We start from the raw sequence: 12,474 nt of genomic DNA, 5'->3' as shown, positions 1-12,474 counted from the left end.
CCCAGCGCCGCGGCAGGGGCTTCGTCAATCCCGCATGACGGATCGCGCGCTCCCGCCAGAACGGACCAGCTGTCCGCGGCTGGATTGCACACGCCGATCTCAGCCAAAATACAGGTGTGGAGTTGCATGTTATCCAGCAAGGGAATTCTTCTGCCGCAAACGGGCGCAGTACCGGCGCGCCGTCTAACCAGAGGAGTGGAACATGGACTTTGAATTGATGCTCAAGGTCTATCCGTTTTTTCTGGAGGCGGCCTGGACAACCATTCTGCTGTCGGTGCTGACTGCCATTCTAGGCCTGGCCTGTGGAACGCTGGGCGCTGCTGCCCGTCTGTCGCGTTTTGCGGTTCTGCGGTTGCTTGGTGCCGCCTATGTCAGCCTGTTCCGCGGTACGCCCGCGCTGATCCAGTTATTCATCTTGTATTTCGGCGGCCCGCAAATCGGCATCCAATTGGACGCTTTCGAGGCGGGCGTTATCGGATTGGGCATCAACGCCGGGGCATATGTGACCGAAACGATCCGCGGGGCGATCATCGCAATCGACAGAGGCCAGCGTGAAGCTGCCCGTACCCTGGGGTTGAGCAGCTGGCAGGCGACTTACAAGGTCATCCTGCCGCAAGCTGCGCGGCTGATGGTGCGCCCGCTTGGGGTTAACCTGAATATGCTGGTCAAGGCGACGGCTCTGGTGGCGGCGATCTCGGTCATCGAGCTTACTTACACCGCACAGCGTTATATCGGCTCGACCTACAAACCGTTCGAAATGTTCCTTCTCGCCGGGGTTCTCTACATGATCATCATCTATGCGGTTGGCCGGGGCGTTGCCTGGCTTGACCGCAAAGTTCAAATCACCTGATCGGAAAAAGGAAAGTCAGATGGGCCTCGATTTTTCGATCATTCCCAAATACTTGGATGTGATACTTCTGGGCTGTGCCTGGACCATCGGCATCACCGCCGCTGCTGCGATCCTCAGCTTCTTCGGTGGCATCGTCTTTGCAGTGATTGCGCTCTTTGCACCCTGGATCATCCGCCTGCCTTTCCGCCTGATCGAATGGGTCTTCATGGGGACGCCGCTCCTGCTGCAGCTGTTCCTGATCTACTTTGGCCTGGTGCAGATCGGCATCGACCTGCCGGCGTTCGTGGCGGGGATCATCGGCCTGGGCCTGCACTTTGCGGTTTACAATTCCGAATTGATTCAGACCGCGATCCTTGCCGTGGATAAAGGGCAGATGGAGGCCGCGCGCACCTTGGGGTTGAGCCGTGGTGAAGCCCTGCGCAAGGTGGTGATCCCGCAAGCGGTGCGCGACGTGATCCCGCCGATCGGAAACAACATGATCGCCCTGTTGAAAGACAGCGCCCTGGTGTCGGTGATCGGCGTCAGCGAATTGACGCTTTCGGCGCAGCGGGTGATCGGCAAGACGTACCGCCCGTTCGAATTCTACATCCTGGCTGCCGCGTTCTACTACGTCATCAACCTTTGCATGGAATGGGTGCAGCGCAGGATCGAACGCCGCATCTCCATCTCCCGCTGATTTCAGGAGGCCGCTCATGCCTGAACAGACAGACTTTGTCGAAATACGACACGCACAGAAATCCTTTGGCCCGGTTGAGGTTCTCAAGGACATCAGCCTGACCGTCAAACGCGGGCAGATCGTTGGCATCATCGGATCGTCAGGGTCCGGAAAATCCACGCTATTGCGGGCGATCAACGACTTGGACCCATTGACCAGCGGCGAAATCTGGCTGGATGGGGTGCAGGTGAACAGGAAGCTGCCCCACCGCCAGTATGAAAAGCACATCAATGAGATGCGCCAGCAGGTTGGCATGGTGTTTCAGCACTTCAACCTGTTTCCGCACATGACCGCGCGCGAAAACGTCACCATGGCGCCGAAAATGCTCAAGGGGCTGTCCAAGCAGGAGGCCGACAAGCTGGCCGAAGAGCAACTGGACAAAGTGGGGATGCTGGAGCGGATCGACTACTACCCCTCGCAGCTGTCCGGCGGGCAAAAACAGCGGGTCGCGATCGCACGGGCGCTGGCCATGAAGCCGAAGCTGATGCTGTTCGACGAAGCAACTTCGGCGCTGGACCCCGAACTTGTGGAAGAGGTGAACCTCGTTATGAAGCGGCTCGCCGAAGAGCATATGACGATGATCATCGTGACCCACGAAATGGATTTTGCAGCCTCGGTCTGCGATCGCGTCCTGTTCATGGACAAAGGCGTCGTTGTTGAAGAAGGCCCGCCGGAGATCGTGCTGAAGACCCCGGCCAAGGAAAGAACACGCGAATTTCTTCGCAAGCATATCGAGGGTGCAAAGTGAGCGACGCAAACTCCTGCCTGTTCTACCAGTCCCGCACACCGCGCCCGTTTCTGGATTACGGCGAGGGCATCTACCTGTTCGATGAGACTGGTAAACGCTACATCGACGGCTCCTCCGGTGCGATGGTGTCGAACATCGGCCATTCCAATCCGCGCGTTTTGGCCAAGATGAAGGCACAGATGGACAAGGCCACCTTTGGCTACCGCCTGCATTTCCGCACCCATCCATCAGAGGATCTGGCGGCAAAAACCGTCGCCATGACGCCGGAAGGGCTGGACCGGGTGTTTTTCGTGTCCGGCGGTTCGGAAGCGGTTGAAAGCGCTGTGAAATTGGCCCGGCAATACGCGGTCACCCAGGGCCAAAGCAGCCGCCACAGGGTGATTTCACGCTTTCCCTCGTATCACGGCTGCACCTTCGGCGCGCTGGATCTGACAGGGTACGACCCGCTGCGCGAACCGTTTGCACCAATGCTGGAGGGCATGCCCAAGGTGGCGGCGCCCGCGACCTATCTCGACCGCGATGACCTGAGCGAAGAAGAGCGCGGGCTGAAATATGCGGAGCTGCTGCGGGACCGGATCCTGGAAGAAGGGCCGGAAAACGTGCTGGCCTTTCTGATGGAGCCGGTCGGCGGGGCCTCCACCGGGGCCCTGGTCGCGCCGGACAGCTACTATGGCCGTGTCCGCGAAATCTGCGACGAGTTCGGTGTTCTGCTGATCTACGACGAGGTCATGACAGGCGCCGGCCGGACCGGCAAATTCCTGGCTGCCGAGCATTGGGGCATCACCCCGGATATCGTCGCCCTGTCCAAGGGCTTCGGCGCAGGCTACGCGCCCTTGGGGGCGATCGTCGCCAGCGCGCGCCTGGTGGAGCCGGTTCTGGACGCCGGCGGCTTCCTGCATGGCTTCACCTATGCAGGGAATCCGCTTGCCTGTTCCGCCGGGCTTGCCGTTCTGGAAGAGTTGGAAGATCAGGGGCTGATCGGGAACGCTGCCAAGATGGGGGAGGTCCTTATGGCAGGCCTGCGTGCATTGATGAACCGCTATCCCTTTATCGGCGACGTGCGCGGCAAAGGGCTTCTGACGGCCTTCGAGCTTGTCTCGGACCGCGCAACCCTGGCCCCCTTGCCGCCAAGCCTTGATGCTCATGCGCGGCTTGTCGAACTTGCTTATGAGCGCGGCCTGATCATTTATTCCCGGCGCACCCGCGGCGGCACCGCTGGTGACCATTTCCTGATTGCCCCGCCGCTGATTGTCACCGAAGCGCAGATCGGTGAAATCATGGCGATCCTGCAGGACGCTCTGGATGCATTTGCCAACGAGGCGGGACTGCCTATCGCGGAGGCCGCATGAGGCTGCCTGACAAAAGCTGCACAATCGAAAGCGCTATTGCCGGCATCAAGGATGGCAGCACGGTGATGGTGGGCGGCTTTGGTGTGCCCGGCACACCAATGGCGCTGATCAGGGCTCTTGCTGCCCACGGCGCGCGCCGCCTGACGCTCATCAAGAACGACGCGAACGAGCCCGGCATGGGAATCGACCATCTGTTGCAGAGCGGGCAGGTGGCGCGGCTTATCACCACCCATCTGGGGCTGAACAGCCACGCGATTTCGCTGATGAACGAAGGCAAGATCGAGGTCGAATTCAACGCGCAAGGCATTCTTGCCGAACGCATCCGGGCGGGCGGCGCCGGGATCGGCGCGGTGCTGAGCGATATTGGCATCGGCACAGAGCTGGCGGCCGGAAAGCAGGTGGTCGAGATCGCAGGACGGCCCCATTTGGTCGAGACCGCCCTGCGCGCGGACGCGGCGCTGATCCATGCCGGCCGGGCGGATACCTTCGGCAATCTTGCCTATGCCGCGACAGCGCGGAATTTCAATCCGCTGATGGCGATGGCATCCGATTGCGTGATTGTTGAGGCCGAGACCCTTCTTCCGCCGGGGGGGCTGGCGGCGGATGCAATTCATACGTCCGGAGTTTTTGTCGATCACGTGGCTGAATTGGGTGAGCTGTCGGAGGAGTACGCCGTTGTCCAGCGCTAAGGAACGCATGATTGCCCGCGCCGCGCGTGAGATTGCACCGGGCATGGTGGTCAATCTCGGGATCGGCTTGCCGACCCGGGTCGTCAACCATCTGCCTGCTGATTTCCCGGTATGCCTGCATACCGAAAACGGCCTGGCGGGCATCGGCCCGGCGGTGCCGCCGGAACAGGCGGACCGCAATCTGATCGACGCAGGGGGCGGCTATGTCTCGACCGTGCCGGGATCGGCCTTTTTCGACAGCGCCACCAGCTTTGCGATGGTGCGCTCCGGGCGCCTGGATCTGACTATGCTGGGGGCGTTCGAGGTCGGCGCGAATGGTGATCTGGCCAACTGGAAAATCCCTGGTAAGTTCAGCCCCGGCGCAGGCGGCGGCATTGAGCTTGCGCAGAAAGCGCGGCGGGTGGTGGTGCTGACCACGCATACCGACCGGGCCGGCAATCCCAAACTGAAGTCCGAATGCGCCCTGCCGCTGACGGCCCGCGGCTGTGTGGCGCGGGTTTTTACCGATCTGGCAGTGATTGATGTGTCGCCGCAGGGATTTGTTCTGGCTGAAACTGCAAAAGGTGTCAGCGCGGCTGAAGTGGCCGAGGCCACCGGCGCACCGCTGATCCGTCCTGATACCGACCTGCCAGCATTTTGAGGCTCATGATGCAAGATGATCTGAAAAACCGGCTGTGTGACACCGTAGACGCTGGTTTCGACCGGCAAGTCCGATTCCTGTCCGAGCTGACGGCGCACCCGTCGACGCGGGGCAATGAGCAGTCGGCACAGGATTTCATGGCATCTGAACTGGCCGCGCGCGGTTATGAGGTCGACCGCTGGCAGATTGACGTTGCCGGGATCCGGCATTTGCCCGGGTTCTCACCGGTGCTCGGTCCTTATGAAGATGCCGTCAACGTAGTGGGCATTCACCGCGCTCAGGCGCCTGCAGGCCGCTCGCTCATCCTGAACGGGCACATTGACGTGGTGCCCGCCGGGCCGCTGGACATGTGGGACAGCCCCCCGTTCGAGCCGCGTGTGGAAGCAGGCTGGCTCTATGGCCGCGGCGGCGGGGATATGAAGGCGGGCCTGGCTTCGAACCTCTTTGCGCTGGACGCTCTCAGGGCCTGCGGGCTGGCCCCTGCCGCGGATGTGTTCTTCCAATCCGTGGTCGAGGAGGAGTGCACCGGCAACGGCGCGCTGGCCTGCCTGGCGCGGGGCTATACCGCTGACGCGGCTTTGATCCCCGAGCCGTTTTCCGAACGTCTGGTCACCGCGCAGCTGGGCGTGATCTGGTTTCAGGTGCATCTCAAAGGCCTGCCGGCTCATGTCGCCTATGCCGGCAGCGGAGCCAACGCGATCGAGGCGGCCTTTCCGCTGATCCGGGCGCTGCATGAAATGGAGCACCGCTGGAACGCAGCCGGGAACCGCCCGGCCGATTACGCCCATATGGATCACGCGCTTAACCTGAACGTCGGCAAAATCGAAGGCGGCGACTGGACCAGCTCGGTGCCCGCCTGGTGCGTTTTCGACGTGCGAATGGCAATATTCCCTGGCCAGTCCATCGACGCCGCAAAGGCCGAGATCGAACAGGTGATTATGGATACCGCGCGCGAAAATGACTTCCTGCGTAATGCCTTGCCCGAGATTGTCTATCATGGCTTTCATGCCGAAGGGTACGCGCTGTCGCAGGACAGTTCCGCCAAAGCCGCGTCCGCGATTGCCGCGCTTGATCAGGCGCACCAATCCGCCACCGGTGAGGCCCTGGCGCGCGAAGCGATCACCGCCACCACCGATGCGCGTTTTTTCGGCCTCTATGCGGACACTCCGGCGCTGGTTTATGGCCCGCGCGCCGAAGCGATCCACGGTTTCAATGAACGCGTCGACCTGGAAAGCGTACGCCGCGTCACCAGGGCCACAGCCATGTTCATCGCCGATTGGTGCGGAACCGAAGAGATCTGAGGACCTTTCACATGCGCGACGCCTTCATCGTTTCCACCGCCCGCACGCCGATAGGCAAAGCCTATCGCGGTGCGTTCAACAATCTCGAGGCGCCGGGCCTGGCCGCGCCCGCAGTCACAGCAGCCCTCGCCGCCGCCGGAGTGCAGGGCGGTGACGTCGAAGAGGCCGTTTTTGGTTCGGCATTGACGCAAGGCACATCCGGTGTGAACGTCGCCCGCCATATTGCCCAGGCTGCCGGGCTGCCCGACAGCGTCGCCGGGGCCACGGTGGACCGCCAGTGCGCCTCGGGCCTGAACGCCATCGCGATGGCCTCGCACATGGTGCGGTGCGAAGAGGTCAGTATTGCGCTGGCCGGTGGGCTCGAAAGCATCTCTTTGGTTCAGAATGCGCATTGGAACGGGCATCGCTATCGCGATCCGAATGTTCGGGACGGTTATTATATGGCCATGCTGGACACCGCCGAAGTGGTGGCCGGCCGCTATGGCGTGACACGAGAAGCACAGGACGCTTATGCGCTGCAAAGCCAGATCCGGACTGCAAAGGCGCAGCAGGCCGGGCTGTTTGCTGATGAAATCGTGCCCGTTGACGCGGTCAAGGTTGTCACAGACAAGGCGAGCGGGGAAACCCGTGAAGAACGGGTCCGGCTGGTGCAAGACGAATGCAACCGCCCCGGTACTACCTCTGCCGGGCTGGCGGGGCTGGCGCCGGTGCGCGGCGCGGGGAAAACCGTGACTGCAGGGAATGCGAGCCAGCTCTCCGACGGCGCGGCGGCCTTGGTGGTGATGGAGGCCGGCGAGGCCCGCCAGCGGGGACTGACCCCATTGGGAGCCCTGCGCGGCTTTGCTGCCGCGGGTGTTGCTCCCGAAGAAATGGGCGTCGGCCCGGTAGTGGCCATTCCGCGCCTGCTGGAGCGAGCCGGGCTCAGCATGGATCAGATCGGCCTATGGGAAATAAACGAAGCCTTTGCCGCGCAGCTGCTCTATTGCCGCGATGCTCTGGGCATTCCCGATGACCGGCTGAACGTGAATGGCGGCGCGATTTCCATCGGCCACCCCTATGGCATGTCCGGCGCCCGCATGGCGGGGCACATCCTGCTGGAAGGCCGCCGCCGCGGTGTGACGTGGGGCGTGGTATCCATGTGTGTCGGCGGCGGGCAGGGCGCCGCCGGGTTGTTCGAGATTTTCTAAGGAGGTTCTGATGGCCGCTCTTTCTGCTGAACAGATCAGCCAGCTGACGGCTTTGCGCCAGGAGTTGCACCGCCGCCCCGAGATTTCCGGTGAGGAGGCCGGAACCGCTGAGCGCATCGCGGCCGAACTGACCGCGCTGGGGGCGGACCGGATCTGGCGCGGCCTCGGCGGTCATGGTGTTGCGGCAGAGTTCACCGGGGCGCAGGACGGCCCCGCCGTGCTGTTCCGATGCGAGCTTGACGGGCTGCCGATCCGCGAAATCTCGGATCTGCCTTACAGGTCGGAGGTAGAGGGCAGGGGGCATTTGTGCGGCCATGACGGGCATATGGTATCGGTTCTGGGGGTTGCGATGCGGCTGGCCGGCTGCCGCCCTGCCGCCGGGCGCGTCATTGTGCTGTTTCAGCCGGCCGAAGAAACCGGTGCCGGTGCCGAGGCGGTGATCAAGGATCCGCGCTGGCCCGAAATCCGCCCGGACTTTGCCTTTGCTTACCATAATGTGCCCGGCCGGCCGCTCGGCGAGATTGGCCTGCGGCCGGGGGCGGGCAATTGCGCTTCGCGAGGGATGCAGATTCTGCTGGAAGGAAAGAGTTCGCATGCTGCAGCCCCCGAGGACGGGATTTCGCCCGCCAATGCAATGGCGGAGCTGATGGCCGGGCTGCCGGCACTCAGCCAGGGCGTAATCGGTGATGCCGGTTTTGCGCTCAGCACCCTGACGCATGTGAAACTGGGCGAACCTGCTTTCGGTATTTCGCCAGCCGACGGGGAGATGCGCGTCACGCTGCGCTCAATGACGAATGAGCGGATGGACACCCTGATCGCCGAGGCGCGAAGACAGGTCGAAAGCAGCGCCGTCGGCCTGAAAGCGGAGGTACGATGGCACGATGTTTTCCGCGCAGTCGAGAACGATGAACAGGCCACCGAAATCGCGCAAGAAGCGGCGCAAGCGCTGGGGCAGACCTGCCGCGACATGCCTGTCCCGATGCGCTGGTCCGAAGATTTCGGGCGCTTCGGAGAAGACGGAGCCAAGGCGGCCTTGCTCTATGTCGGATCCGGTGAGGAGCATCCCCAGCTTCACAACCCGGATTATGATTTCCCCGATGCGCTCCTTCCGATTGTGACAGATTTGTTTTGCGGGATTGCCGATAGACTTCTCGGGCGGTCGCAGGCCTGAAGATGCCGGACATCTGCCCTGCCTCGTGGTGCACAGTTCACCGCGACCGCATTTCGAGAAACCTTGAGCTTGCTCTGGGTCTCGTCCCGAAGGGCAGGCGCTTTTGTGCCGTGCTGAAAGCAGACGCCTATGGTCACGGCATTCAGCAAGTTGTTCCCCTGGTGCAAGAACAGGGTGTCAAATGTATTGGCATCACCAGCAATTCCGAGGCGCGGGCCGTGCGCCAGGCGGGCTTCAAAGGGGCTGTCATCCGCCTTAGGGCGGCAGCGCCCCAGGAAATTGAGGGGGCTTTGGAGGACCGGGTCGAAGAACAGGTTGCCTCGCGCCGAGCCGCACAGCAAATCCGTGCCAGCGCAAAGGCCGGACGGTACAAGGCCAGTGTGCATCTCTCTTTGAACGCAGCAGGAATGTCGCGCGATGGGTTGGAAGTCTCGACGGAGGCCGGCAAGGAGACTTGCCGCGAAATTCTGGACTGCCTGGGGGAGCGCATTGGCGGGATCTGCACTCACTTTCCGTCAAATGACCGGCCCGAACTGCAGCAAAGCAACCGGCTGTTCCAGCAGCAGGTTTCCTGGGTGTTTGAAAACAGCAATTTGGAACGGTCTGATGTTGTCGTTCACGCAGGCAGTTCGCTGACACTGATTTCAGAGACCGCAATTGAAACAGACATGTATCGCTGCGGTGCCATACTGTATGGGATATTGAAGCCGGAACTGGGCTTTTGCAGCACGATGGACCTGGAAGCGCGCGTGGTGAGCCTGCAAGACTACCCTGAAGGGTCAACCGTTGGTTATGACAGGGAGCACCGCCTTAACCGGGCCCGCCGCTTGGCCTGTATTGCGATCGGGTACGAAAACGGTTTCAGGCGGCTTTCTCGGAATGGCAGCGTTGTTGTGGGCGGGCGCTTTCTGGCGCCAGTGATCGGCAAGATCTCCATGAATGCGATTGTAGCTGATGTGACCGGAGCTGACGGCATTCAAGTCGGCGACACAGTCAGCGTGTTCGGCGGCCGGGGGGCTGCACCGATCCGGCCGCTTATGGCCGAAAGCCAGTTCCGCACGATCATGGCGGACCTTTACACCGACTGGGGCAGGCGGAATTACCGGTACTATATCAATCAATAGTCTGCGGATGGTATCGCGAAGACAGCTCCGGCTGTGCTGAGCAGCCGCCGCGGACAGCCCTCCAGGTGTGGTTCAGCTTGACCGTTGCTGCATGTCCAGCCGTACAGCAAATGCTGCAAATCCAGTTCACGAAGTGGTCAAGGATTCTCCTGTATCCAAAACCGGCGCCGCATCAATGTCCTCCGCGTCCAGCATGGCGGCGACACGCTCCAGCGCCGCAATCAGCCCCGCTTGCTCCCAATCTTCCATCGCTTCAAATTTACGGACGAACCGCTGCTGAAGGGGGTCCGGAGCTTCCGTAATTGCCCGGCGGCCTTTTGCGGTAACGGAAATATTGGTTTGACGCCGGTCTGCCAGCGATTTTTCACGCACAGCCATCTCCTTGCGCACCAGTTTGTCGACAAGTGAGGTCACGGTAGCTTGGGAGATCCGCATCTGCTGGGAAATCGCCTTGGCTGTGCAGCTCTCATTTCCGGCGATGATTTGCAGAACCCGGAACTGCGGAGCCGTCAGGTCGACTGATTGGGCAAGCTCGCGCCCGAACATGTCGGTCGCGCGCAAAATCCGCCGCAGGGCTATCAGACTGGCATCAATACGGTCCATCTTCAGTTTCTGACAGAGCCCGAAGCGATAATCAAGCCGAGCGGAACCGCGGTTTTGCTTTGACAAGCGAAACACAAGAGGTCGAATGTGCCGACGCTCGCGTGCCTTGTTTTGCAGAAAAACGACACATTGCCGCAATTTGCGACAACCGCTTGAGGGGGGTGCTTTGAGGTGGTACTTAGCTAATCAAATTAAATGGAGGCGCCGAGACAGATGCGGCATGCATTAGAGTTTTTCCGGAAATCAACACCAGCGCTGCGCGAACCTGCGGCCGAAGACGGAGCTGAAATCTGGGAGCTGGTGCGCGCCTGCAAACCGCTCGACGAAAACTCGATGTACTGCAATCTGATCCAGTGCGACCATTTCCGCGAAACTTGCGTGGTTGCTGAGATTGATGGCGAAATCGCTGGCTGGGTTTCTGCCTACGTTTTGCCTGACGATCCGGAAACGCTGTTTGTCTGGCAGGTTGCGGTGTCGGAAAAGGCCCGTGGTGCCGGGCTTGGTTCGCTGATGCTGAACGGCCTGCTGCGCCGCGATGCCTGCAAAAACATCAAGCGGCTGCAAACGACCATCACCCAAGAAAACAGAGCGTCCTGGGGGCTGTTCCACACATTCGCAGCTAACCGGAGCGCGCCGCTGAAGAGCCAGCCCTACTTTACTCAGGCCCGGCATTTCAGGGACCGCCAGAGCACCGAGCACATGGTCACGATCGATTTCTCCGAGGCGCCCGGCAGGGCAGCCTGAGGGCGTTTACATCCATGTGGCGCTTGCCCGTTCTGACCTGCTTAATTCCAAGAGGACACACTATGCCGACTGATACGTCAGCCGAGATTTCTATTTTCAAGCGCCGCGAGTCCGAAACGCGCAGCTATTGCCGTGGCTTCGATACGGTCTTCACCCGTGCCAGCGGATCCGAACTGACGGACGACAAGGGGCGCCGGTACATCGACTTTCTCGCTGGCTGCTCTTCGCTCAACTACGGGCATAACGATCCGGACATGAAGGCGGCCCTGATCGAACATATCTCGTCCGACGGCCTTGCCCATGGCCTGGATCTGCATACCGATGCAAAGGCTGCCTTTCTGGAGGCCTTCGACCAGCAGATCCTGCGGCCGCGCAGCATGGACCACAAGGTAATGTTTACCGGCCCGACCGGTGCCAATGCCATTGAAGCGGCGCTCAAGCTGGCCCGCAAGGTGACCGGCCGCACCAATGTCATTGCCTTTACCAACGGCTTTCACGGCGTCACGATGGGTGCTCTTGCGGCAACCGGCAACGGTTATCACCGCGGCGGTGCCGGGTTGGCGCTGAACGGCGTGACCAGGATGCCCTATGACGGCTATCTCCCCGGAGGCGCTGATACGGCGGATTATCTTGAAGCCATGCTGAACGACCGCTCCAGCGGTGTGGACGCCCCGGCTGCAATTTTGCTGGAAACCGTGCAGGGCGAAGGCGGTCTGAATGCAGCCAGCCCCGAATGGGTGCAGCGCATCGCCGCGCTGGCGAAGGACCACGGCGCGCTGCTGATCATTGACGATATTCAGGCCGGCTGCGGCCGGACCGGAGGCTTCTTCTCGTTCGAGGAGATGGGTATCACGCCGGACATCGTAACCCTGGCCAAATCGGTGTCGGGCTTTGGCCTGCCGATGGCGCTGATGCTGGTGCGCCCGCAGCACGACATCTTCGGCCCGGCAGAACACAACGGCACTTTTCGCGGCAACACCCATGCTTTTGTCACGGCCCGGGTTGCGATCCGCAAGTTCTGGACGGACGACCGTTTCCAAAGGGACGTTGCGGCCAAATCCCGGCTCCTGACAGCTGCCCTGGAGGAGATGAGCGAGCTGCTTCCTGGTTCCTGTCTGAAGGGGCGCGGCATGATGCAGGGCCTGGACGTGGGCTCAGGCGAGCTGGCCGCCAGCATTTGCGCGTGTGCTTTCGAGAACGGTTTGATCATCGAAACCTCAGGCAGCGAGGACCAGGTGGTGAAGGTTCTGGCGCCGCTGACGACAGACAACGAGACTTTCCTTAAGGGCCTGAAAATTCTGCGCGACGCGATCCGCGGCGTGACGGACTCAAGCAAATTCGCAGCGGAGTAAG

Annotated in this window: 13 protein-coding genes; 12 read left to right on the top strand and 1 reads right to left on the bottom strand. The window is 61.5% G+C overall.

Annotated features, from left to right (window positions below):
- Positions 1–202 precede the first annotated feature (202 nt).
- Genes CAER_RS0108545 through CAER_RS0108500 form a run of 10 tightly spaced genes read left to right on the top strand, consistent with a single transcriptional unit; the run spans position 203 to position 9,774 of the window.
- Positions 203–850 (top strand): amino acid ABC transporter permease, encoded by a 648-nt coding sequence (locus tag CAER_RS0108545; RefSeq protein ID WP_027234956.1) that lies wholly within the window; start codon positions 203–205, stop codon positions 848–850.
- A 19-nt stretch (positions 851–869) separates the two neighbouring features.
- The gene (locus CAER_RS0108540; RefSeq protein ID WP_027234955.1) at positions 870–1,526 is read left to right on the top strand and encodes an amino acid ABC transporter permease; all 657 of its coding nucleotides are present in this window, start codon (positions 870–872) and stop codon (positions 1,524–1,526) included.
- Between the two features lie 16 nt (positions 1,527–1,542).
- Positions 1,543–2,313 carry an amino acid ABC transporter ATP-binding protein gene (locus CAER_RS0108535; protein WP_027234954.1) on the top strand — a complete coding sequence of 257 codons (771 nt, stop codon included), beginning with the start codon at positions 1,543–1,545 and terminating at the stop codon, positions 2,311–2,313.
- The gene (locus tag CAER_RS0108530; RefSeq protein ID WP_027234953.1) at positions 2,310–3,662 is read left to right on the top strand and encodes an aminotransferase family protein; all 1,353 of its coding nucleotides are present in this window, start codon (positions 2,310–2,312) and stop codon (positions 3,660–3,662) included. Before CAER_RS0108535 ends, CAER_RS0108530 begins: the two co-directional genes overlap by 4 nt.
- Complete coding sequence (locus CAER_RS0108525; RefSeq protein WP_027234952.1) at positions 3,659–4,351, top strand: CoA transferase subunit A; 693 nt, start codon at positions 3,659–3,661, stop codon at positions 4,349–4,351. Before CAER_RS0108530 ends, CAER_RS0108525 begins: the two co-directional genes overlap by 4 nt.
- A complete protein-coding gene (locus tag CAER_RS0108520; protein WP_027234951.1) occupies positions 4,338–4,991 on the top strand; it encodes a 3-oxoacid CoA-transferase subunit B in 654 nt (217 codons plus the stop codon). Before CAER_RS0108525 ends, CAER_RS0108520 begins: the two co-directional genes overlap by 14 nt.
- A gap of 5 nt (positions 4,992–4,996) precedes the next feature.
- A complete protein-coding gene (locus CAER_RS0108515; protein WP_322786335.1) occupies positions 4,997–6,292 on the top strand; it encodes an ArgE/DapE family deacylase in 1,296 nt (431 codons plus the stop codon).
- A gap of 11 nt (positions 6,293–6,303) precedes the next feature.
- Positions 6,304–7,479, top strand: coding sequence for a thiolase family protein (locus CAER_RS0108510; RefSeq protein WP_027234949.1), 1,176 nt, complete (start codon positions 6,304–6,306; stop codon positions 7,477–7,479).
- 10 nt (positions 7,480–7,489) lie between these two features.
- The gene (locus tag CAER_RS0108505) at positions 7,490–8,650 is read left to right on the top strand and encodes an amidohydrolase (protein ID WP_036797181.1); all 1,161 of its coding nucleotides are present in this window, start codon (positions 7,490–7,492) and stop codon (positions 8,648–8,650) included.
- A 2-nt stretch (positions 8,651–8,652) separates the two neighbouring features.
- Positions 8,653–9,774 carry an alanine racemase gene (locus CAER_RS0108500; protein ID WP_036797179.1) on the top strand — a complete coding sequence of 374 codons (1,122 nt, stop codon included), beginning with the start codon at positions 8,653–8,655 and terminating at the stop codon, positions 9,772–9,774.
- Positions 9,775–9,900: 126 nt separating this feature from the next.
- Here the strand turns inward: CAER_RS0108500 and CAER_RS0108495 are convergent, their stop codons facing one another.
- On the bottom strand, positions 9,901–10,377 hold the full coding sequence (locus CAER_RS0108495; protein ID WP_027234946.1) for a MarR family winged helix-turn-helix transcriptional regulator: 477 nt from the start codon (positions 10,375–10,377) through the stop codon (positions 9,901–9,903).
- A 195-nt stretch (positions 10,378–10,572) separates the two neighbouring features.
- Between CAER_RS0108495 and ectA the strand changes: the two genes are divergently transcribed.
- Both ectA and ectB read left to right on the top strand, forming a co-directional pair.
- Positions 10,573–11,121, top strand: a complete 549-nt coding sequence (ectA, locus tag CAER_RS0108490) for a diaminobutyrate acetyltransferase (protein ID WP_245597339.1) — start codon at positions 10,573–10,575, stop codon at positions 11,119–11,121.
- Between the two features lie 62 nt (positions 11,122–11,183).
- Complete coding sequence (ectB, locus tag CAER_RS0108485; RefSeq protein WP_027234944.1) at positions 11,184–12,473, top strand: diaminobutyrate--2-oxoglutarate transaminase; 1,290 nt, start codon at positions 11,184–11,186, stop codon at positions 12,471–12,473.
- The last annotated feature ends 1 nt before the right edge of the window (position 12,474 follow it).

This window comes from Leisingera caerulea DSM 24564 (genome assembly GCF_000473325.1).
Taxonomy (GTDB): domain Bacteria; phylum Pseudomonadota; class Alphaproteobacteria; order Rhodobacterales; family Rhodobacteraceae; genus Leisingera; species Leisingera caerulea.
Note: the sequence above shows the minus strand (reverse complement) of the source record. Positions and strands in the feature narration are given on the sequence as shown.

Coding starts and splice junctions, on each gene's coding strand:
- CAER_RS0108525 (WP_027234952.1), top strand. CDS start 3,659: ATGAGGCTGCCTGACAAAAGCTGCACAATCGAAAGCGCTATTGCCGGC.
- CAER_RS0108540 (WP_027234955.1), top strand. CDS start 870: ATGGGCCTCGATTTTTCGATCATTCCCAAATACTTGGATGTGATACTT.
- ectB (WP_027234944.1), top strand. CDS start 11,184: ATGCCGACTGATACGTCAGCCGAGATTTCTATTTTCAAGCGCCGCGAG.
- CAER_RS0108505 (WP_036797181.1), top strand. CDS start 7,490: ATGGCCGCTCTTTCTGCTGAACAGATCAGCCAGCTGACGGCTTTGCGC.
- CAER_RS0108545 (WP_027234956.1), top strand. CDS start 203: ATGGACTTTGAATTGATGCTCAAGGTCTATCCGTTTTTTCTGGAGGCG.
- CAER_RS0108535 (WP_027234954.1), top strand. CDS start 1,543: ATGCCTGAACAGACAGACTTTGTCGAAATACGACACGCACAGAAATCC.
- CAER_RS0108500 (WP_036797179.1), top strand. CDS start 8,653: ATGCCGGACATCTGCCCTGCCTCGTGGTGCACAGTTCACCGCGACCGC.
- CAER_RS0108515 (WP_322786335.1), top strand. CDS start 4,997: ATGATGCAAGATGATCTGAAAAACCGGCTGTGTGACACCGTAGACGCT.
- ectA (WP_245597339.1), top strand. CDS start 10,573: ATGGAGGCGCCGAGACAGATGCGGCATGCATTAGAGTTTTTCCGGAAA.
- CAER_RS0108495 (WP_027234946.1), bottom strand. CDS start 10,377: ATGGACCGTATTGATGCCAGTCTGATAGCCCTGCGGCGGATTTTGCGC.
- CAER_RS0108510 (WP_027234949.1), top strand. CDS start 6,304: ATGCGCGACGCCTTCATCGTTTCCACCGCCCGCACGCCGATAGGCAAA.